We start from the raw sequence: 19,698 nt of genomic DNA on the forward strand, positions 1-19,698 counted from the left end.
GCCGGAACCCGCGAAGGCCAGGAGCAGATCCCGCGCTGCGCTCGGAATGACAGATAAGTGTTGTTCGCGCGACGAAGCGCTGTCGCCGCGTCGCCGCTCCCGTTGTCCTTCCTGCTGCCGCCGCTAGGCGCGTTGCGCGGTGGCCGGCATCCGCGCCAGCAGCGCCGGGCGCACGCGTTCGTATTCGGCCACCACCACGGCGACGGCAGCGGCAGGGCGTTCCAATGTCTGCTCGCGGGCGTCCAGCTCGATGCGCTTGGCCGCTTCGGATAGGGCGTCGGCGCCGAGGTTGGCGCTGGAGGACTTGAGGCTGTGCGCCAGTTCGCGCAGCAGCGGCAGGTCGGGGACTTCGGCGGCGCTCTTGAGCTGCGCGATCAGGCGCGGCGTGTTGTCGAGGAAGGCGCCGATGATCGGCACCACGCCTGCGCCGATCATGGCTTCCAGGTCGTCCAGGGTTTCCTCGTTGAGCATCGGCATCTCCGGTGATTGAACGCTGGCGTCCTGGCGCGTGTCCGCGGCCATCGCAGCATTGATGGTGCCGATGCTGGCGGTCGCCGGCGCGTGGTCGTGGCGCTCGTCGGGCAGAGGCAACCAGCGCGCCAGGCAGGCGTCCAGCTGAGCGCGCGTCACCGGCTTGGCCAGGTAGTCGTCCATGCCCGCATCCAGGCATTTCTGCCGGTCGCCCGCCATCGCGTTGGCGGTCATCGCGACGATCGGCAGGCGCGAGGTGCCCAGCGCGGTTTCGTGCTGGCGCCAGCGTCGCGTGGCGGTGTAGCCGTCGATCACCGGCATCTGGCAATCCATCAGCACCACGTCGTAGGAAGCGCGCGCCATCGCCTGCAGCGCCAGTTCGCCGTTGGTGGCGGTGTCGCATTCCAGGCCCAGTACCTTGAGCAGCTGCTGCGCGACCAGCAGGTTGACCGGATTGTCCTCGACCAGCAGCAGGCGGCCGTGCCAGCGGCGACGCTCGACCGCCGGCGCGGGTTCGGGACGATGTGGAGCCGCCGACGGCGCGGTGCTCACCGCGACGCTGCCCGGCGCCATCAGCGCCGCGCGCAGGTCGTTGTCCGGCGCCAGCCGCGGCAGCAGTACGGTGTCGTTGCGCTGCAGCCCGTCCGGGATGCCCTCATCGCCGAACAGGCAGACCAGCTGCACTTCGCCGTACAGCGATTGCCGCTGCAGGTTGCGCTGCAGGGCCACCGACGTGTTGCGGATGCCGGCCAGGTCAGCCAGCACCACCGCGTAACGCCAGGGCTCGCCTTGCGCGGCGGCGGTGCGCAGGCGTTCCAGTGCCTCGTGCACGGTATCCACCGCGGTGAGTCGCAGGCCCCAGTTGGGGAGCAGCATCAGCAGTCGCCGACGCAGGCGTTCGTCGGTACTCAGCAACAGCACGCGCGTGCCGGCGCGTTCGACCGGGCGATGTTCGAGGTCGCCCTGTACCTTCATCAACGGGATCTCGAAATGGAAGCTGGCACCGTTGCCCGCTTCCGAGACCACGCCGATGCGACCGCCCATCAGGTCGACGATGCGCTTGCAGATGGCCAGCCCCAGCCCGGTGCCGCCGTACAGACGCGTGGTCGAAGCGTCGGCCTGGGCGAAAGCGGTGAACAGCTTGGCCTGCGCCTCCGGGGTGATGCCGATGCCGGTGTCGCGCACTTCGAAGCGCAGCAGGTGCTGGCTGGAATTCTCGCCGAGGCGCCGCACGGTGATCGCGATCGTGCCGCGATCGGTGAACTTGACCGCATTGCCGATCAGGTTGCCGAGCACCTGCCGCAGGCGCACCGGATCGCCGCGTACCGGCAGCCGCACCGAGGCATCGATCTCCAGGTTGAGGCGCAGCCCCTTCATGTCGGCCGGATGGCGCATCCACTGCACCACGTCCTCGAGCAGTTCGCGCAGGTTGAACACGGTGTTTTCCAGCACCAGCCGATCGGCTTCGAGCTTGGAGTAGTCGAGGATGTCGTCGACGATGCGCAGCAGTTGCTGCGAGGAGGCATAGGCGGTGCGCACCAGGTCGCGCTGGCCCGACGGCAGCGGCGAAGTCAGCAGCAGGTCCAGCATCGGCACGATGCCGTTGAGCGGGGTGCGGATCTCGTGGCTCATCGTCGCCAGAAATTCGCCCTTGGCCAGCATGCCGGCCTCGGCCGCCTGCTTGGCTTTTTGCAGTTGCTGTTCCAGTTCCTGGTGATGGCGGATCTCGCGCTGCAGCGTTTCGATCTCGGTGTGGCCGCGCTCGGCGCGCAGCAGGCGCGAGTTGATCTCCGCATCGCGCGAGCGCAGCGCGATCACCATGACCAGCACGCACAACGCAGTCATTGCGGCCAGCAGCAGTGCGGCGGTGCGCCATGGACCACTGACGCCGACGTATTCGAGCGCGAGTGCAAGCACCGCGCCGCTTGCCGAAGCGAGCGTGAGCCAGCGAACGACGGCGGGAGGCGAGGTAGCGATGGTCACGGCTACAGCACCGCGCTGTGGAAGTCGAACTCGAGGTCGCCGCCGGCGCGCTGCACCAGGTTGCCCTGGATGAAGTCGATGCCGCTCATCCACAGGTAGGCGGCCGCCTGCGGATCCTCGATCTGGTGGCCGATCACCAGCAGGCCCTGGCGGTGCGCGCGGTCGATCACGCCGCGCATCTCGTCGCGCAGCGTCGGACTGGCCTGCGCGTTGGCGTAACGCGCGGACAGCCGCAGATAGCCCAGCGGCAGTTGCGCCAACAGCGCTTCGGCCTCGTCGCCGCATTCGTACTGGCTCAGGCAGAACTGCACACCGGCGCGGATCATGCGCTGGCAGAACTGCTGCAGCGTGACGGTGTGGATCAACGCATCGTCCAGGCGCACATCGATCACCAGCGCGCGCCCGGGCAGGCCATGCACTTCGAGCGCGCCGAGCAGCCAGTCGGCGTAATCGTCGCGCGACAGCGAGCGCGGCGACTGCGGCACGAACAGGCGCAGCGGACGCTGGTCGTGGTAGCGGCCCTGCAGCGTGTCGAGCACGCGCTCCAGCACCCAGTGGTCGATCTCGGCCAGCAGCGCGTTGTTGTCCAGCGCCGGCAGGAACTGCGCCGCGACGCGCAGCTGGCCATCGCTGCCGCGCAGGCGCAGCAGCGTCTGGTACTGCGGTTCGTCGCCGCCGGCGACCGCGACGATCGGCTGGTACGCCAGCTCGAAGCGGTTCTCGGCCAGCGCGTCGCGGACCTGATCGGCCGCCGATTGCGCCTGCTCGGGCGCGGCCGGCGCGGGCGCGACGTAGTCCGCGATGCCGGTCGGCGCCACGCGCGCCGCGCGCAGTGCGCGCTCGGCGGCGTCCAGCGCGGCGCCGGCGTCGGCGAAGCCCGGATCGAGCGCGACCAGGCCAATGCTGGCGCGCAGGCGCACCGCATCGTGGCCTTCGCCGAAGGTCTGCTGCGCCAGGCCATCGCGCAACGCCTGCGCGAACACGGCCGCCGCCGCGCCCGGCAGCGTCGGCGCCAGGATCACGAATGCATGGTCGTTGAGGCGCGCCACCGGGTGCTGTTCCGACAAACCGCGCAGCCGCTGTCCGGCGTCGATCATCAGCGCCTCGTAGGCGGCATAGCCGAGCCGCTCGCGCAGCCGTTCGGCACCGGCGACCTCGACGAACATCAAGGCGCCGCGCGGCGCCTCGGCGTGCAGCGTGTTGCCGAGCAGGGCGACCAGGTCGCCGCGCTCGACCAGGCCGGTGAACGGATTGGCCTGCGGCGGCCGCACCCGGTTCTGCGCCTGCCGGCGCGCGCGCTGCACGCGGCTCATTACCGCCGCCACCAGGTGGCGCGGGCGGATCGGCTTGCTGAGGAAATCGTCGGCACCGCCGGCCAGCACCTCGTACTGGCGTTCCGGATCCGGATCGCCGGTCAGGAATACCACCGGCGTGTGCATCAGTTGTTCGTGCGCGCGGATCCGGTTGGTCAGCGCCATGCCGTCGAGGCCGGGCATGTGCAGGTCCATCAGCACCAGGTCAGGGCGGAAGGATTGCATCGCTGCGATCAGGCCGGTGGGCTGGTCGACGGTCAGGGTCTGCATGCCGGTGCCGGCCAGCACGCTTTCGGCGAAGGCCGCCTGGCTGGGATCGTCCTCGACGATCAGCACACGGAACGGATTGGCCGGGTCGACGGCCACGACAGCCTGCATTTCGGCCGGTGATGGCACCGCCGGCGCTTCTAGTGATTCAACGGGCTGCGCCGCCTCGACCACGGTTTCGGTCAGGTCGACGGCGACCGCCGGCGGCGCATCCCCAACCCAGCGTCGCCAGTAATGCGGTGGCGGCGTTTCAGTACGGCGCGGATGGCGGATCGGCGGCATGGCGTCCACGGCGGCGAGGGCGACAGCGGCCGCCTCGTCTCCCCCGGTTTTGGGGCGCTCGCGTATCTTCGGTCCGGTGCTGGACATGGGTTCCCCTGCGAATCCGCGTTGCCGCCCCAAACGGCAACGCGGATGTCCGGTTAACGCAGCCATGGCCGCGCAAAGGACAGGCTAAGACAAAACGGTCAACCCGGTAGCGTCTTCGGCGCGCGGCGGAACAACTTGCGCCACAACCACCAGATGGTGAAAGCGAACAACGAGGTCAACCCGACCACGATCGCCAACGCGATCCATGGGTGCGACAACGCCAGCGCAAGGCCGCCGATCACCGCCGCATCCTCGGTCACCGAGGCGGTCCAGTTGCTGACCGGCTCCGGCGACGTGTTCAGCAGCGCGCGCGAACCCGACTTCAACAGATGACTGGTCAACGCCACGCCGGCGCCGGTGGCCAGCATCCCGGCACTCAGCTGCCCGTCGGGCGACAACGCGGCTGCGGCCAGGAAGGCGCCGGCCGGCACCCGCAACAGAGTGTGCAGCAGATCCCAGACCGAATCGACGCCGGGAATCTTGTCGGCGAAGAATTCTGCGACGGCCAGCACACCCGACACGCCCAGCACCCACGGCGACTGCGTGGCCTGCAATGCCTGCGGCAGTTCCAGCCAGCCGAAGAAACCGGCCAGGCCGATGCCGAACACGGTCAGGTAGACGCGGATGCCGGCCAGCCAGGCCAGCAATACGCCGATCGCGAACAGGTGGGCTTCCGACATGGCCGTGTCCCGGTGCCGCGGCCGCCGCGGCCGCACGGCACGAGTATAGGCAACCGTGCAGGACCTCGAACGTACAATCAGCGGCCACCCGCCATCGAGCCTTCGCATGAGCGCTCCGACACCCGACCCCCGTTTCGTGATCGTTCCCGCGCGCCGCCATCCATGGCGCTGGGCCGCCGTGGTCGCGGCGTTGTGGCTGATTTCGCTGGCGCTGGTGTGGTGGCTGGTGCCGCGCGCGCCTGCGCCGGCCACCGGCGCGGCAACGGCGCCGGCACCGGTCAGCGCCGCGCAGTCGAAGCAGCAGCTGGCGACCCTGCAGATGTCCGACCGCATCAGCCGCCAGGCCAATCGCGAACTGCAGCAGACCCTGGCCGAGCGCGAGGAGGAGATCGCCGGCCTGCGCGCCGATGTCGCCTTCTACGAGCGCCTGGTCGGCGCGACCGGCCAGCGCAAGGGCCTGAGCGTGCACGAGATCCAGATGCGCCGCGACAACGACGGCAGCTGGCGCTACACCGCCACCCTCACCCAGAACATCAACCGCGGCGCTGTCAGTAAAGGTGACCTGACTCTCAGCGTGGAAGGCACCCGCGATGGCAAACTGGTGCGGCTGGATTGGGGGCAATTGCTGCAGAAACCGCAGGCACCGCCGCAGCGCTTCGAGTTCCGCTACTTCCAGCGGCTCGAGGGCAGCGTGCTGTTGCCGGAGGGCTTCGTGCCCGGGCGGGTGATCGCCAAGGTCCAGCCCGACGGTGGCGGCAGCACTGAACAGGCGTTCGCCTGGGAGGCCGCCACCGCGACATCCGCTCAGTAGCGAGGGGGGTTCCAGACTCATGTTCGACCGCGACAAAGAACGCATCAAGCGCGCCCAGCGCACCGGCCAGGTCGACACGCTGATCGGCGACAAGGTCGTGATCCGTGGCGACATCAGCTTCAGCGGCGGCCTGTACCTGCAAGGTCGCGTGCACGGTTCGATCAGCGCCCAGGACCCGGGTGCGATCCTGACCGTGGCCGACAACGGTTATGTCGAAGGCGAAGTCCGCGCGCCGGTGGTGGTCATCAACGGCGAACTGCGTGGCGATGTCCACGCCAGCGAGCGGGTCGAACTGGCCGGCAATGCACGCGTGCAGGGCAACATCCATTACAAGGTGGTCGAGATGGCCGCCGGCGCGGCGATCAGCGGCCGCCTGCTGCACCTCGAAACCCCCGTCGCGCTGCCCGCGCCGGAAGCCGGCGAAGCCCTGCCCGAGCGCGCGCTGTTGCTCAATACGGCCACCGCGTAGGCCTCTCAGCGACATCAAGGCCGCGCGGGATTGAATTCCCGCCCTGGCCGCCTCATCTTGTCGGCATGAACGTCTCCGCCAGCACCGCCGCGCCCAACTACCAGCAGCTCGATGCCCCGCTGCTGTTCACCCAGGCCGCCGCGGCCAAGGTGCGCGAACTGGTGCAGGAAGAAGGCAACGAGGCGCTGAAGCTGCGTGTCTACATCCAGGGCGGCGGCTGCTCGGGTTTCCAGTACGGCTTCGAGTTCGACGAGCAGCAGGCCGACGACGACCTGGCCATCGCCACCGACGGCGTCACGCTGCTGGTCGATCCGCTCAGCCTGCAATACCTGATGGGCGCGCAGGTCGACTACAGCGAGAGCCTGCATGGCGCGCAGTTCGTGATCCGCAATCCGAACGCCAAGACCACCTGCGGCTGCGGCAGCAGCTTTACCGTCTGACGTCCTGGCCCCTGCCGCCTGCAGAGGGCAGAGGATTGGCGAGGGTGTGAGTGCGGGTAGCACGTCGTTTCCGATAGGCCAAGGCCGCGCGCCTGACGCGACACAGGCATCGCGAAAACACGCTCTTCTGCTTTGAAGCCGTCATTCCCGCGAAGGCGGATCCAGCGACTTTGTTTTGCTGGTCATCCCGGCGTAAGCCGGGATCCAGCGACTTTGCTCTTGCTGTTGGGAGTTGCGACGCGTTTGCCGACCTTGCAGGTCGGGTTGACCAGCCTACGGCTGTTGTAAAGCGCTTCCGCCCGCTTCCGCGTGCGGGTCACTTTCTCTTGAAGGGGCCAAGAGAAAGTAACCAAAGAGAAGGCCCTTCCCCGACAGATCAATCCGGCGATTTGGGTAGTAGCACGCGATTTTCCGACTCGCCATCCCTGGCTCGGTCGGAAAACGGCGGCCATCCATGGCCGCCGCCCTTCGGGTCTATGGGGTGGCTCGGATCGCTGCTAGTTCGTGCCAAGGTCAACAGCCAACAGCCGCAGCTAAAGCAACGCGATCGGCAGAGTGCGGATGGCGACCAAACGCAGCAATCAAATTTCAAGCGAGAACAAGAACTCCGGCAACGATGAAAGCAACCCCGAACCAGCACTCATCAAGTGCGACGTCTGCCAAGCCGGCTTCGGGCCCTTTCTTTGGTTACTTTCTTTGGGCCAGCAAAGAAAGTGACCCGCACGCGGTAGCGGGCGGAAAGGCCGACCCGCAAGGGTCGGGAACTTGCGTCGTCCCGGCCAACCATGCCGCACTTGCCCCGCAGCTCTTCGCTGCCAACTTGCGTCGTCCTTCGACAAGCTCAGGATGAGCGAGGTGTTGCGTTGCAGCGGGGCGGAGAATCCGACCCGCGAGGGTTGGGAACTTGCGTCGTCCTTCGACAAGCTCAGGATGAGCGACGTGCCGTTACACTGCACGCCCCGCGCACCGCGTGTTCCAGAAGCGACGCCCGTGACGGTTTCAAACCCTTTCCTGGACGGCACTCCGACGCCAGCGCCCGGTTTCGCCTTCTCCGATCCCGGCCTCGATCGCGCCGACCACCTGCGCGACGATCCGCAGGCCCTCGCCGCGCTTTGGCGGAACGGCAAGGTGCTGCTGGTCGACAACGAGGGCAATACCGCCGTGGATGCGCAACGCGGGTTGCTGGCCTTCGACGGTACGAGCCTGGTCGACAGCGCCGAACACGGGATCTTCCTTGGCCTGCGCGACGAGCAGGCCTGGTTCGCGCTGCCGACCGAGACCAGCGGCTTCGAGCCTTCGGCGCGACTGGACCTGCGCAGCGCCGCCGCGCTCTGGTCGGCCTATGAGGCCAGCGTCTTCGCGCAGGCGCGCGCGGTGCTGCACTGGCGCTCGCGCCATCGTCATTGCGGCGTCTGCGGCGGCGCGCTGGTGTTCATGCGCGGCGGCTGGCAGGGACGCTGCATCGTCTGCAATGCCGAACACTATCCACGCACCGATCCGGCCGTGATCGTCGCGATCAGCGACGGCCAGCGCCTGCTGCTCGGACGCCAGGCCTCGTGGCCGTCGCGGCGTTATTCGACGCTGGCCGGCTTCGTCGAGCCGGGCGAATCGCTGGAGCAGACCGTGGTGCGCGAAGTGCTGGAGGAAAGCGGCGTGCGCATCCGCAGCAGCCGTTACCTGGCCTCGCAACCGTGGCCGTTCCCCGGCTCGCTGATGCTCGGCTTCATCGCCGACGCCGAACCGGACGAGCCGCGCGCCAGCGACGAACTCGAGGACGTGCGCTGGTTCACCCACGCCGAAATCGGCGCGGCGATGTCCGATGCCCCGACCGACGACGGCCTGCTGCTGTCGCCATCGATCTCGATCTCGCGCTGGCTGATCGAACACTGGCACGCGCATGTCGCCGCCACGCGGCCGCGCTAGAATCGGGCCATGTCCACGACCCTCATCGCCGTCGTCATCGCGCTGCTGCTCGGCCACACCGCGCAGTCGCTGGCCGCCTCGGTGCGCCATTACGGATGGTGGAGCAACTGGCTGCGCTGGATCGGTTCGCGCTTCGACGACAACGGCGTCTGGCGCGGCCGTTACGGCATCGTCATCGCACTGCTGCCGCCGGTGGTCACCGTCGGCCTGTTCCAGCTGGCGCTGCACGAACCGATCCTCGGCCTGGCCGGCCTGCTGCTCGGCATCGCCGTGCTGTTCTACACCTGGGGTCCGCGCGACCTGGACCTGGATGTCGATGCGATCGTCGACGCACAGGACCCGGTGGCGCGCCGCGATGCCGCCGCGCGCCTATGGCCGCACGGACAATCGCCGTCGCTGGATGGCCCCAGCCTGGTCGACGCGGTGTTCCGCAACGGCCTGCGGCGCTGGTTCGGCGTGCTGTTCTGGTTCCTGCTGCTGGGCGCTTGCGGCGCGTTGCTGTACCGGCTGGTAGCGCTGTCCGCTGAAGGCGACGACGCGCACCTGCTGCCCGGCGAGAACGCCATCGGCGCACGCGCGCTGCTGACACTGCTCGACTGGCCCGCCGCACAGCTGATGACGCTGTCGATGGCGCTGGTCGGCAACTTCGACACCGTGCTGGGCGCCTGGAAGGACGGCGGCGGCGCCTCGCTGCGCCTCGATACCGGCTTCCTCGGCGCCGTTGCACGCGCCAGCGTGCGCAGCGAGCTGGCCGACGAGGCCCAGGACTACGCCGAGTCCGGCGTATCGACGCCCTCGGCAATGGTGGCCTCGCTGGGCGAACTGCCGGAACTGCGCGACGCGATGAGCCTGGTGTGGCGCATCCTGCTGCTGTGGCTGGCGGTGATCGCGTTGTTCGTGATCGCCGGGTGGGTGGCCTGATCCAGCGATTGCTGCGATCCGTGCCGCGCATGCGGCGTTGCTGGGCAGCGTGATGTATCGCGTAGTGCGGCTACCCAAACTTCCGTAGCGTGCGCTGCGCGCACGATCGGACCTCCATCGTGCGCACAGCGCACGCTACTGCTGTAGAGCGAACTCGCTCCGTGCCGTCGCTGTTGCTGCTGCACTCCTCTCCCCGCGAGCGTGGAGAGGATGCCCGCAGGGCAGGTGAGGGGCGCGAGCGCAGCGAGCGTGCTGTTGCTCTTTAGCTGTTGCTTCGGGCCGTCATCCCGCGAAGACGGGAACCCAGCGACTTTGCTGCTTCAGTTCGTCATCCCGGCGTAAGCCGGGATCCAGCGACTCTGCACTTGCTGTCGGAGTTGCGACGCGTTTGCCGACCTTCCGGTCGGTTATTCCGCCCGCTTCCGCGTGCGGGTCACTTTCTCTTGAAGGGGCCAAGAGAAAGTAACCAAAGAGAAGGCCCTTCCCCGACAGATCAATCCGGCGATTTGGGTAGTAGCACGCGATTTTCCGACTCGCCATCCCTGGCTCGGTCGGAAAACGGCGCACATCCCTGTGCGCCGCCCTTCGGGTCTATGGAGTGGCTCGGATCGCTGGTAGTTCGTGCCAAGATCAAAAGCCAAAAGCCAAAAGCCAAAAGCCAAAAGCCGCAGCTAAAGCCAAAGCAATCGGCAGACTGCGAAGGACAACCAAACGCATCAATCAAATTTCAGGCGAGAACAAGAACCCCGGCAACGATGAAAGCAGCCTCGATCAGCACCCATCGAGTGCAACGCCTGCCAAGCCGGCTTCGGGCCCTTTCTTTGGTTACTTTCTTTGGGCCAACAAAGAAAGTGACCCGCACGCGGTAGCGGGCGGAAAGGCCGACCCGCAGGGTCGGGAACTTGCGTTGTTGCCGCCAATCGCTCTTACGCTCTTTCCGCACCAGCAGAGCTTCCGCCCGCTGCGCGTGCGGGTCACTTTCTCTTGATGGGGCCAAGAGAAAGTAACCAAAGAGAAGGCCCTTCCCCGATCAGAGCTAACGTTGCAGCTTGTAGTCCTCGGAGATTTTCCGACTCGCCCTCCTGGCTCGGTCGGAAAACGGCGGCCATCCATGGCCGCCGCCCTTCGGGTTTATGGAGTGGCTCGGATCGCTGGTAGCTAGAGCCAACAGCCAATAGCCACAGCGCTACGCCGCATCTCCCCGCAACTCCCGCACCCGAGCCTCCAATCCCTCCGCCGTCGCCCCACGCCCATCCACCGGCGCATCCGCCACCACCTCGACATGCGCACGCAGGCGCCGCGGCACGCGCATGCGGCCCATGCGATTGTCGCGGTGGCTCCACATGCTGGCCCACATGCCGCGCAGCGCCATCGGTACCACCGGCACCGGGCGCTTTTCCAGGATGCGTTCGACGCCGGACTTGAACGCGGCGATCTCGCCATCCTTGGTCAGCTTGCCCTCGGGAAAGATGCAGACGATCTCGCCTTCCGCCAGCGCCTGGTCGATCGCATCGAACGCGCGCTGCATCAGTTCCGGATTCTCGCGCGCACCGGCGATCGGGATCGCCTTGGCGGTGCGGAAGATGAAGCGCATCACCGGAATGTTGAAGATCTTGTAATACATCACGAAGCGCACCGGCCGCGGGATGCTCGCCGCCAGGATCAGCGCGTCCATGTAGCTGACGTGGTTGCAGACGATCAGCGCCGCGCCGTCGTCCGGCACATGCTGCTCGATGCCGCGCACGCGCAGCCGGTACAGCGTGCGCACCAGCACCCAGCTCAGGAAGCGCATCAGGAACTCGGGCACGATCGTGAAGATGTAGATCGCCACCAGCGTGTTGGCGATCGCCAGCGCCAGGAACACCTGCGGAATCGTCCAGCCGAGGAAGCGCTGCACCGCGATGCCGACCACCGCCGCCACCACGATGAACACCGCGTTCTGGATGTTCATGCCGGCGATCACGCGCGCCAGTTCGCCCTTGGGCGTGCGGCTCTGGATCAGCGCGAACAGCGGCACCACGAAGAAGCCGGTGAACGCGCCGATGCCGAGCAGGTCGATCACGATCCGCGTGCTGCCCGGCAGCTGCAGGAACGCCGCGATCGTGGACACGTGCATCGGTGCGGCGCCGCTGCGCGCGAAATACAGGTCCAGCATGAACGCACTGATGCCGAACGCGCCCAGCGGCACCAGGCCGATCTCCACCGTGCGCGCCGACAGCTTCTCGCACAGCAGCGAGCCCACGCCGGTGCCGATCGAGAACAGCGCCAGCGCAAAGATGTAGTGCCGGCTCTCGCCGCCGAGGTTGATCTCCGCGTAGGTCGGCAGCTGTGCGGTCAGCATCGTGCCGATGAACCAGAACCACGACACGCCCAGGATTGCGTTGCGCACCGCCAGCTGCTTGCGCGTCAGGCGCCAGATCGCCAGCGATTCCGGCAGCGGATTCCAGTTGATCTTCAGTCCCGGCGCACCGGCTTCCGCGCGCGGGATCATGCGGCTGACGACGTTGCCGAGGATCGCCAGCGCCACCACCGCCGTCGCCGCCGTGACCGGCCCATGGCTGCCGGCGATCTGGAAGATCAGCCCGCCGAAGATCATGCCGATCAGGATCGAGATCGACGTGCCCATCTCGACCAGGCCGTTGCCGCCGGTCAGTTCCTCCGGCTTCAGCACCGACGGCAGGATCGAATACTTCACCGGCCCGAACAGCGTCGACTGCAGCCCGGTGCAGAACAGCGCCACCAGCAGCACCGTCATGTTCTGCATCAGGAAGCCGGCCGCCGCCAGCGACATGATCGCGATCTCCATCGCCGTGGTGATCCGGATCAGCTTCGACTTCTCGAGTTTCTCCGCGATCTGCCCGGCCAGCGCCGAGAACAGGAAGTACGGCAGGATGAACAAGGCCGGCGCCAGGTTCGTGTACAGCGTGCGCTCTTCCGGCGTCACGCCCAGGTAGAACAGCAGCCCGATGATCGCCTGCCGATAGACGTTGTCGTTGAACGCACCGAGCGACTGCACCGCGAAGAACGGCAGGAAGCGTCGTTGCCTGAGCAGCTCGAACTGCGAATGCCTGTCGGAATCCGGCGTCATGCTTGCCTCCCATGCGAAGCGGCGAGCCTAGCAAACCGACATGCACATCGTCAGGCGTCGGGGTGGTCCATTTGTCATCCCGAGCGCATGCGTAGGATGGGTTGACCCCGGACTTGATCCGGGGGATACCCATCACCGACGCTTCCATCGCGGCCTTTGATGGGTATCGCCTTCGGCTCAACCCATCCTACGTAGCCGGCATAGCGTCCACGCACCCAACAAAAAGGCCCCGCTCGCGCGGGGCCTCGATCCTGCATCGCGAACCGCTTACGCCGCCGGCGGCGCCGGTGGTGCCTCGCGATTGCTCTGCCCATCGAAGCGTTCGCCCAGCAGGCGGCGCAACGTATCCACGCCTTCACCCTCGCCGACGTGCTTGAGCGACTGATAGCCCTGCAGCGCGGCGACCATCGCATCGCTGCCCAGCGCGGTGTCGGTGTCGCGCACCTTTTCCATCAGCTGGGTCAGACCGCGGCCCACTGCTCATCGGTCAGGTGTGTGGATGCAATGTTCTGACTCATCTTCCGTGTCTCCATGTAGTTAAGTGGAACTCCAATGCCGGCCACCCTGGCCGGCGCGCGCAGCTTAAGCGAAACCCCGTAGCGTGCGCTGCGCGCACGACCGCCCCACACTCCGCTGCCGTCCCGCCGTCGCCCGTCTCGCCACTGTCGCCGAACGGAATCCCGTCGTGCGCACAGCGCACGCGACGGCTCCGGACCCGCACGCACTCCCCAAAAAGTCCCGCGCGAGGGCCCGACCACCCCCTCCACCGGGACAAAAAGTCCCCCTCGAGGGGCTACCCACCCCCTCGCACGGCCCGAAAAGTCCCTCGCGAGGGGCAACGCACCCCCTCGACCGGGACAAAAAGTCTCTCGCGAGGGCCCATCCACCCCTTCGACCGGGACAAAAAGTCCCGTGCGAGAGGCACGCCACCCCCTCGCGAGGGCCGCGACACCCGCGTGCGAGGGGCGAAAAGTCCAGTGCGAGGGGCTGCAAAGGCCGGTCTGACGCCATTTCCGCCTGAAAGCCGCCGTCTGCAGCGGCATCCGATGGTTCACCGCCGCTGCCGACCCGCCGCATGACCGCCTCTTTTCCTTCTCCCCGCTGGCGGGGAGGTGCCCCCGAAGGGGCGGATGAGGGCGCTTTTCCTCCACCGGCCTCTCGCGCCGCTGCTAGATGGGACGCCGCGCTCAAGCGCGCCGTGGCCATCAACGGCATCTCCGGCCTGTGCATCACCAAGTTCGACGGCATGGAGAAGCTGAAGATGTGCAGCGCCTACGAGTACCGCGGCAAGTGCACCGAGTAGGCCCGCTGGATGTCCCAGGACTTGGAAGAGATCAACCCGTTAGTCAGGAGGTCCTCGCCGCAACGAGTCCGTTTGCTTGAATTTCGCTTCGCTGCTGTATCCCGGGACAGGTAAGCTTGTCCCGGGGCCGAGAGGGGAGCAGCCATGCCACCGCTGACGCCTGAGCAGTTGGCGCGGGAACGTATCGACGAGCTGCTGGTGGCAGCTGGCTGGATCATCCAGGACAACGACCAGTTCAACCGCAATGCGGGCGAAGGCGTCGCTGTACGCGAATTCCAGACCAAGGCCGGCCCCAGCGATTACCTGCTCTTCGTCGGCGGCAAGGCCTGCGGCGTGATCGAGGCCAAGAAGGCCGGCATCACGCTCAGTGGCGTAGCCGAGCAGGCTGCCCGTTACCTGTCCCAGCTACCCGCGCACGTCGCCTGTTGGGGCGACATCCTGCGCTTCGACTACGAATCCACTGGTGAGGAAACCTACTTCCGCGATGCTGCAGATCCCGCGCCGCGCTCCCGCCGCGTCTTCGCTTTCCACCAACCGGCCACCCTGCATGCATGGCTGAAGGAGGAAGACACCCTGCGCGCGCGCTTGCGGCGCATGCCTGCGTTGGACAAGTCCGGTCTGCGCGACTGCCAGATCGATGCCGTCGAAGGCCTGGAACGTTCGCTTGCCGACGACAAGCGCCGCGCCCTGATCCAGATGGCCACCGGCGCCGGCAAAACCTTCACCGCCTGCACCTTCAGCTGGCGCCTGCTCAAGCACGCCAAGGCCAAGCGCATCCTGTTCCTGGTAGACCGCAACAATCTCGGCGACCAGACCCTCAAGGAGTACCAGAACTTTGAGCCGCCCGGCGCCGGCCGCAAGTTCACCCAGACCTACGTCGTCCAGCACCTGCACGGCAGTCAGATCGACAAGGACGCCAAGGTGGTCATCACCACCATCCAGCGTCTGTACGCCATGCTTCGCGGCGAGGAACTGGACGAATCCGCCGAGGAAGGTTCCGCCTTCGAGACCTGGAGCAACGAGGACGGCGAATTGCGCCCGGTCGAGTACAATCCGGCCATCCCGATCGAGACCTTCGATGTCATCGTCACCGACGAGTGCCACCGCTCGATCTATGGCTTATGGCGCCAGGTGCTCGACTACTTCGACGCCCATCTGATTGGCCTCACCGCCACGCCCAGCAAGCACACCTTGGGCTTCTTCAACAGCAACCTCGTCGCCGAGTACCCCTACGAGCAGTCGGTCGTGGACGGCGTCAACGTAGGTTTCGAGGTGTTCCGCATCAAGACGCAGGTCGGCGAGGAGGGGGGCACCGTCGAAGGCGGCTACAAGGTGCCCGTGCGCGACCGCCGTACCCGCGCCATTCGCTACAAGCAGCTTGACGAGGACCTGGCCTACACCCGTCGCGATCTGGACAACTCCGTCACCGTCCCCAACCAGATCCGTGCCGTGCTGCGCTGCTACCGCGACAAGCTGTTCACTGAACTCTTTCCCGGCCGCAGCGGCCAGTGGGTGCCCAAGACCCTGATCTTCGCCAAGGACGACAACCACGCCGAAGAGATCGTCCAGGCCTGCTGGGAGGTGTTCGGCCAGGGCAACGAGTTCGCCAAGAAGATCACCTACCAGACCAGCGAGAAACCCAAGGAACTGATCAAGGCCTTCCGCGTCGATCCCTTCCCGCGCATCGCCGTCACCGTGGACATGATCGCCACCGGCACCGACATCAAGCCGGTGGAATGCCTGATCTTCATGCGCGACGTGAAGTCGGAGGGCTATTACGAGCAGATGAAGGGCCGTGGCGTGCGCACCATCCGCGACGCCGACCTGCAGCAGGTCACGCCCGACGCCCAGACCAAGACCCGCTTCGTGCTGGTCGATGCCGTCGGCGTCACCGAGGGCACCAAGTCCGTCTCGCAGCCGCTGGAGCGCAAGCGCGCCATCGGCTTCGACAAGCTGATCGACCAGATCGCCCAAGGCCGCCGCGACGCGGATGCCATCTCCAGCCTGGCCGGCCGCCTCGCCGCACTCGATCGCCAGATCGACGACGAGGACCGCCAGCGCATCGCCACCGCCGCCAAAGGCGCCAGCCTCAAGGCGCTGGCCGGCAAACTGCTGCAGTCCATCAGCCCCGACATCGTCGAGGCCGAGGTCATCAACCGCCATGGCAGCGTCGAGGCGGCCACCAAAAAGCAGGTGGAAGCGGTCGAGGCCGACCTGCGCGACGAGGCCTGCGCCCCGCTGGACGACGCCGAGCTGCGCAACCTGATCAAGGCGATCAAGAAGAAGACCGACATCGTCATCGACGAGGGCACCGCCGACGAAGTGGTCGAAGCCGGCTATGACCTCAAGCAGGCACAGCAGCGCGTCACCTCGTTCCGCGAGTTCATCGAAACCCACAAGGACGAGTTGCTGGCCCTGCAGATCCTCTATAGCCAGCCGTTCCCGAGGCGCCGCCTGACCTACGCCAGCATCAAGCAACTGGCGCAGGTGTTGGCCGACCCGCCGCACCACCTCACCACCGCCGACGTCTGGCAGGCCTACAAACGGCTGGAGGCCACCCTGGTGCGCGGCGCGCCCAGCGACAAGGTGCTCACGGACATCATCTCGCTGGTGCGCTTCGCCACCGGCCAGGCCGACCTGCTGGAGCCGTATTCGGCCCGCGTCGAACAGAGATTCAACCTGTGGATCGGCCGCCAGAAGAAGGCCGGCCGCGACTTCAACGAGGACCAGATGAACTGGCTGAAAGCCATCCGCGACTATCTCGCCGCCAATGTCGAGATCGCCCCCGCCGACCTGATGCGCGACCACCCGTTTGCCGACTGGGGCGGGGTGGTCGAGGCGCGCAAGCTGTTTGGCAGCGAACTCAACGGGGTGCTGGATGAGTTGACCGAGGCGTTGGCGGCATGAGCGATGAGCTGCCATCCGGCTGGGCTGAAGTCAGCCTGGCCGACGTGGTTTCACAGCCACGCTCGAAAGTTGCTCCAGCCGACTATCCTGATCTGCCATTTGTTGGGATGGATCACATTGCGCCAGGTGGCATGGAACTTCTCGGAAGCGTGCCGTTCGGCAGCATGAAGAGTAACGGCGGGTTGTTCCTCGAAGGCGATGTTCTCTATGGTCGAATGAGGCCGTATCTCAATAAGGTTCATAGAGCCAAGTCTGCTGGCGCCTGCTCGGCAGAGTTCATTGTCTTTCCAAGAAGTAATGCTATCGACGGCGATTTCCTTGCCTACACGCTGCACCATCGAGCGTTCGTCAACTTCGCAAGCGCTCAGAGTTCAGGGGATCGGCCACGGGTCGATTTCGGCGATCTTGCAAAGTACGAGTTCGCTTTGCCTCCGATGCCTGAGCAAAAGCGCATCGTCTCCAAGATCGACGAACTATTCAGCCGCATCGACGAAGGCGAGCGTGCGCTGGAACGGGTGTCGAAGCTGGTGGAGCGTTACCGCCAGTCCGTGCTCAAGGCCGCCGTCACCGGCGAACTCACCCGCGACTGGCGCGAGGCGCGCAAGACCGCCGGCAAGCCCATCGAATCCGGCGAAGCCCTGCTCGCCCGCATCCTCACCGCCCGCCGCCAAGCCTGGGAACAGGCCGAGCTGGCGAAGATGCAGGCCAAGGGCATCACGCCCAAGGACGATGCGTGGAAGAAGAAGTACAAGGAGCCCGCGCCACCCGGCACCATCGACCTGTCCGAGTTGCCGGAAGGGTGGGTGTGGACCTCGGTGGAGCAACTTTGCTTCGTTGACACCGGAGCGACCCCAAAGCGCGGGACAGAGAAGTACTTCAAGGATGGAACGATTGATTGGATTACCAGTGCAGCGGTAAACGAGTCTGTGATCCGCTCGTCTGCGGAACGAATAACGTCAGCAGCGGTTCAAGAGACAAACGCGAAGGTCTTTCCCATTGGAAGTCTCATCGTGGCGATGTATGGCGAGGGAAAGACGCGTGGAAAAGTTTCCGAACTTGGAATCGCGGCGGCGACGAATCAAGCGTGTGCGGCACTGCTATGCGGTCACCTGGACGCGGCGGTCAAGGCATATATTCGAACCTACTTCGAAAAGAATTACGCTGCCCTTCGCACAGAAGCCGCGGGTGGCGTTCAGCCAAACCTCAATCTCGCAATAATCAAAGAAACTGTGATCCCACTGCCGCCGCTTGACGAGGTTCGGGAAATCAATGAAATCGTTGCGGCGCGAATGTCGCAAGTTGTCGCGTTTGTTGCCGAGTTCCCATCGTGGGGCAAGCGATCGTCGGCACTTCGACAAAGAATCCTGAGTCACGCCTTCGCCGGCGCTTTAGTCGGCCAGAACCCCGCCGACGAATCCGCCTCCGCCCTCTTCGAACGCATCGCCGCGGAGCGCCCCGCTTCCAACACCGTCGCGACCAAACGCGGCCGCAAGCTGAAAAACCCCGCATGAAATTCGAAACCTTCAAGGCCGGCCGCTGGCAGCAGCGCTACCAGTACAAGAGCTTCGAACCCACGCCGGTCAACCACGACTGGACCTGGGAGGACCCGGGCATCCACGTGCTGCTGGAGTCGGCCAATCGCGCGCTGGGCGAGCTCAACGCGTTTTCCTTGATCGTGCCGGACATCGACCTGTTCATCCAGATGCACCTGGTCAAGGAAGCGCAGACCTCCAGCCGCATCGAGGGCACGCAGACCGGCATCGACGAGGCGCTGCTGTCGGAAGCGCACATCCGCCCGGAAAAGCGCGACGACTGGCGCGAAGTGCAGAACTACATCGAGGCGATGAACCAGTCGATCGACGGGCTTGACACGCTGCCGCTGTCCAACCGCCTGCTCCGGCAGGCGCATGCGACGCTGATGCAGGGCGTGCGCGGCGAGCACAAGCAGCCGGGCGAGTTCCGCAGCAGCCAGAACTGGATCGGCGGCTCCAGCCTGGCCGATGCCGCCTTCATCCCGCCGCACCATGACGGCGTGCCGACGCTGATGGGCGAACTGGAGCAGTTCTGGCACAACGACCGCATCGCGGTGCCGCACCTGGTGCGGATCGCGATCAGCCACTACCAGTTCGAAACCATCCACCCGTTCTGCGACGGCAACGGCCGCATCGGGCGGCTGTTGATTCCGCTGTACCTGATCAGCCACGGGTTGCTCGACAAGCCGTCGCTGTACCTGTCCGATTTCTTCGAACGCAACCGGGCCAGCTATTACGACGCGCTGACGCGGGTGCGGGCGAGCAACGACCTGAGCCACTGGGTGCGTTTCTTCCTGCGCGGCGTGGAAGAAACCGCGACCAAGGGCCGCGATACGTTCCGGCAGATCCTGGCGCTGCGCACCCAGGCCGAGGAGCAGGTGTCGTCGCTGGGCAAGCGGGTCCCCAATGCGCGCGCGGCCCTGGCGGTGCTGTATCGCCGCCCGGTGATTTCGGCGGCCGAGCTGGAACAGGAGCTGGGCGTATCCAAGCCGACGGCGCACGCCTTGGTCCGTGACCTGGAGCAGAAAGGGCTGCTGGTGGAGACCACCGGGCAGATGCGCGACCGGCTGTATGTGTTCGATCGTTACCTTAAGCTGTTCATTGGTTAATGGAAATAGACTATCGTTAACTAGTGTTGGGGTGGCAGTAAAGGCAGCCACCCCTTTGGCCGGAGCCACCTTCCGGGTCCTGAAATCATCGTTAAAGAAGTAAAAACAATGA

General features: G+C 66.1%; 14 protein-coding genes. 9 read left to right on the forward strand and 5 right to left on the reverse strand.

All coding sequences use genetic code 11. The features are described from left to right. Window positions 1–123: 123 nt before the first annotated feature. The 3 genes from IP90_RS01650 to IP90_RS01660 form a co-directional block, all read right to left on the reverse strand. Window positions 124–2,454 carry a hybrid sensor histidine kinase/response regulator gene (locus tag IP90_RS01650; protein WP_242007445.1) on the reverse strand — a complete coding sequence of 777 codons (2,331 nt, stop codon included), beginning with the start codon at window positions 2,452–2,454 and terminating at the stop codon, window positions 124–126. Between the two features lie 2 nt (window positions 2,455–2,456). After that, on the reverse strand, window positions 2,457–4,316 hold the full coding sequence (locus tag IP90_RS01655; protein ID WP_144898161.1) for an EAL domain-containing protein: 1,860 nt from the start codon (window positions 4,314–4,316) through the stop codon (window positions 2,457–2,459). 185 nt (window positions 4,317–4,501) lie between these two features. Continuing rightward, window positions 4,502–5,083, reverse strand: coding sequence for a DUF4126 domain-containing protein (locus IP90_RS01660; protein WP_144897869.1), 582 nt, complete (start codon window positions 5,081–5,083; stop codon window positions 4,502–4,504). 106 nt (window positions 5,084–5,189) lie between these two features. Here IP90_RS01660 and IP90_RS01665 point away from each other — a divergent pair, with 106 nt between their 5' ends. From IP90_RS01665 to IP90_RS01690, 6 genes are all read left to right on the forward strand, one after another. Beyond that, the gene (locus IP90_RS01665) at window positions 5,190–5,894 is read left to right on the forward strand and encodes a DUF6776 family protein (RefSeq protein ID WP_144897870.1); all 705 of its coding nucleotides are present in this window, start codon (window positions 5,190–5,192) and stop codon (window positions 5,892–5,894) included. A 19-nt stretch (window positions 5,895–5,913) separates the two neighbouring features. After that, window positions 5,914–6,363: a bactofilin family protein gene (locus IP90_RS01670; RefSeq protein ID WP_144897871.1), complete on the forward strand. Its 450-nt coding sequence runs from the start codon at window positions 5,914–5,916 to the stop codon at window positions 6,361–6,363. Window positions 6,364–6,428: 65 nt separating this feature from the next. Further along, the gene (erpA, locus tag IP90_RS01675; protein WP_144897872.1) at window positions 6,429–6,803 is read left to right on the forward strand and encodes an iron-sulfur cluster insertion protein ErpA; all 375 of its coding nucleotides are present in this window, start codon (window positions 6,429–6,431) and stop codon (window positions 6,801–6,803) included. A gap of 990 nt (window positions 6,804–7,793) precedes the next feature. Beyond that, the gene (gene nudC / locus IP90_RS01680) at window positions 7,794–8,726 is read left to right on the forward strand and encodes an NAD(+) diphosphatase (RefSeq protein ID WP_242007446.1); all 933 of its coding nucleotides are present in this window, start codon (window positions 7,794–7,796) and stop codon (window positions 8,724–8,726) included. A 9-nt stretch (window positions 8,727–8,735) separates the two neighbouring features. Beyond that, window positions 8,736–9,647, forward strand: coding sequence for a hypothetical protein (locus tag IP90_RS01685; RefSeq protein ID WP_144897873.1), 912 nt, complete (start codon window positions 8,736–8,738; stop codon window positions 9,645–9,647). Window positions 9,648–10,245: 598 nt separating this feature from the next. Next, complete coding sequence (locus IP90_RS01690; protein WP_144897874.1) at window positions 10,246–10,635, forward strand: hypothetical protein; 390 nt, start codon at window positions 10,246–10,248, stop codon at window positions 10,633–10,635. 198 nt (window positions 10,636–10,833) lie between these two features. Here the strand turns inward: IP90_RS01690 and IP90_RS01695 are convergent, their stop codons facing one another. Together IP90_RS01695 and IP90_RS01700 are read right to left on the reverse strand one after the other, a co-directional pair. Next, on the reverse strand, window positions 10,834–12,735 hold the full coding sequence (locus IP90_RS01695) for an MFS transporter (protein ID WP_144897875.1): 1,902 nt from the start codon (window positions 12,733–12,735) through the stop codon (window positions 10,834–10,836). A 267-nt stretch (window positions 12,736–13,002) separates the two neighbouring features. Further along, the gene (locus IP90_RS01700) at window positions 13,003–13,212 is read right to left on the reverse strand and encodes a hypothetical protein (protein ID WP_144897876.1); all 210 of its coding nucleotides are present in this window, start codon (window positions 13,210–13,212) and stop codon (window positions 13,003–13,005) included. A 970-nt stretch (window positions 13,213–14,182) separates the two neighbouring features. Here IP90_RS01700 and IP90_RS01710 point away from each other — a divergent pair. From IP90_RS01710 to IP90_RS01720, 3 genes are read left to right on the forward strand one after another with little or no spacing between them, the layout of a single operon-like run. Then, the gene (locus IP90_RS01710; RefSeq protein WP_144897877.1) at window positions 14,183–16,945 is read left to right on the forward strand and encodes a type I restriction endonuclease subunit R; all 2,763 of its coding nucleotides are present in this window, start codon (window positions 14,183–14,185) and stop codon (window positions 16,943–16,945) included. Then, entirely contained in the window at window positions 16,942–18,456 is a 1,515-nt protein-coding gene (locus IP90_RS01715; RefSeq protein ID WP_144897878.1) for a restriction endonuclease subunit S, read from the forward strand. Before IP90_RS01710 ends, IP90_RS01715 begins: the two co-directional genes overlap by 4 nt. Further along, a complete protein-coding gene (locus tag IP90_RS01720) occupies window positions 18,453–19,586 on the forward strand; it encodes a Fic family protein (RefSeq protein ID WP_144897879.1) in 1,134 nt (377 codons plus the stop codon). The genes IP90_RS01715 and IP90_RS01720 overlap by 4 nt, the downstream gene beginning before the upstream one ends. The last annotated feature ends 112 nt before the right edge of the window (window positions 19,587–19,698 follow it).

The organism is Luteimonas cucumeris (assembly GCF_007830035.1).
Taxonomy (GTDB): domain Bacteria; phylum Pseudomonadota; class Gammaproteobacteria; order Xanthomonadales; family Xanthomonadaceae; genus Luteimonas_C; species Luteimonas_C cucumeris.

Bases quoted from the DNA above. Each gene is read 5' to 3' on its own strand.
- IP90_RS01655 (WP_144898161.1), bottom strand. From the start codon at position 4,316: ATGCCGCCGATCCGCCATCCGCGCCGTACTGAAACGCCGCCACCGCAT.
- IP90_RS01660 (WP_144897869.1), bottom strand. From the start codon at position 5,083: ATGTCGGAAGCCCACCTGTTCGCGATCGGCGTATTGCTGGCCTGGCTG.
- IP90_RS01665 (WP_144897870.1), top strand. From the start codon at position 5,190: ATGAGCGCTCCGACACCCGACCCCCGTTTCGTGATCGTTCCCGCGCGC.
- IP90_RS01670 (WP_144897871.1), top strand. From the start codon at position 5,914: ATGTTCGACCGCGACAAAGAACGCATCAAGCGCGCCCAGCGCACCGGC.
- erpA (WP_144897872.1), top strand. From the start codon at position 6,429: ATGAACGTCTCCGCCAGCACCGCCGCGCCCAACTACCAGCAGCTCGAT.
- IP90_RS01685 (WP_144897873.1), top strand. From the start codon at position 8,736: ATGTCCACGACCCTCATCGCCGTCGTCATCGCGCTGCTGCTCGGCCAC.
- IP90_RS01695 (WP_144897875.1), bottom strand. From the start codon at position 12,735: ATGACGCCGGATTCCGACAGGCATTCGCAGTTCGAGCTGCTCAGGCAA.
- IP90_RS01710 (WP_144897877.1), top strand. From the start codon at position 14,183: ATGCCACCGCTGACGCCTGAGCAGTTGGCGCGGGAACGTATCGACGAG.
- IP90_RS01715 (WP_144897878.1), top strand. From the start codon at position 16,942: ATGAGCGATGAGCTGCCATCCGGCTGGGCTGAAGTCAGCCTGGCCGAC.
- IP90_RS01720 (WP_144897879.1), top strand. From the start codon at position 18,453: ATGAAATTCGAAACCTTCAAGGCCGGCCGCTGGCAGCAGCGCTACCAG.